Origin of the sequence: Streptosporangium sp. NPDC050855 (genome assembly GCF_044456585.1) — a bacterium.
In the GTDB taxonomy this organism is placed as follows: Bacteria; Actinomycetota; Actinomycetes; order Streptosporangiales; family Streptosporangiaceae; genus Streptosporangium; species Streptosporangium longisporum.
In genome coordinates, this window is record NZ_JBITFY010000066.1 from 1 (window position 1) to 1,325 (window position 1,325).

1 protein-coding gene is annotated in these 1,325 nt (G+C 66.4%); it reads left to right on the top strand.

Features of this window, described 5'->3' with window-relative positions; translation table 11 throughout:
* The coding region (carB, locus tag ACIBCT_RS40515; RefSeq protein ID WP_399197370.1) for a carbamoyl-phosphate synthase large subunit at positions 1-1,325 on the top strand (1,325 nt) is incomplete at both ends.

The following is a 1,325-nucleotide window of genomic DNA, read 5'->3' on the forward strand; positions in this document are numbered from 1 at the left end:
CGCGACCGGGCCGACAACGTGGTGATCGTGTGCTCGATCGAGAACATCGACCCGATGGGCGTGCACACCGGCGACAGCGTCACCGTCGCCCCCGCGCTGACGCTGACCGATCGTGAGTATCAGAACATGCGCGATGTGGCGATCGCGGTGATCCGCGAGGTCGGCGTCGACACCGGCGGCTGCAACATCCAGTTCGCCGTCGATCCGGCCACCGGCCGGATGGTGGTGATCGAGATGAACCCGCGGGTGTCGCGTTCTTCGGCGCTGGCCTCCAAGGCGACCGGTTTTCCGATCGCGAAGATCGCCGCCAAGCTCGCCATCGGCTACACCCTCGACGAGATCCCCAACGACATCACCGCCGAGACCCCCGCCTCGTTCGAACCGTCGTTGGACTACATCGTGGTCAAGGTGCCGCGGTTCGCGTTCGAGAAGTTCGCCGGCGCCGATGCCACCTTGACCACGCACATGAAGTCCGTCGGCGAGGCCATGGCCATCGGCCGCTCCTTTCCCGAAGCGCTGCAAAAGGCACTGCGGTCGCTGGAGAAGAAGGGTTCTTCCTTCAGCTGGTCCGGCGAGCCCGGCTCCAAGGACGAGCTGCTGCACGCATGTCGCACTCCGCACGACGGGCGCCTGGTCACCATGCACCAGGCCATCCGCGCCGGCGCGAGCACCGAAGAGCTGTTCGAGGCCACCAGTGTGGACCCGTGGTTCCTCGACCAGCTCATGGCGATCGAGGAGATGGCCGCAGAGCTGCGCGAGGCACCGCAGCTGACCGCGGAGATCCTCACCCAGGTCAAGCGCCTGGGGTTCAGTGACGCGCAGATCGCCGAGCTGCGCGACATGGACGAAGCCCGGGTGCGCGACCTGCGCCACGCCCTGGGAGTGCGACCGGTCTACCACACCGTCGACACCTGCGCCGCCGAGTTCGCCGCCCAGACCCCCTACCTGTATTCCACCTACGACGAGGAGACCGAGGTCCCGCCCGGGGACCGCCCCAAGGTCATCATCTTGGGCTCGGGACCCAACCGCATCGGCCAGGGCATCGAGTTCGACTACGCCTGCGTGCACGCCTCCTTCGAGTTGTCCAAAGCCGGCTATGAGACCGTCATGGTCAACTGCAACCCCGAGACCGTCTCCACCGACTACGACACCTCCGACCGTCTCTACTTCGAACCCCTCACCCTGGAGGACGTGCTGGAGGTGGTCCACGCCGAACAACAAAGCGGTCCCGTCGTCGGTGTGATCGTCCAACTCGGTGGTCAGACCCCCCTCGGTTTGGCCCAGGCGCTCAAGGACGCGGGCGTGCCGATCGTGGGCACTTCGCC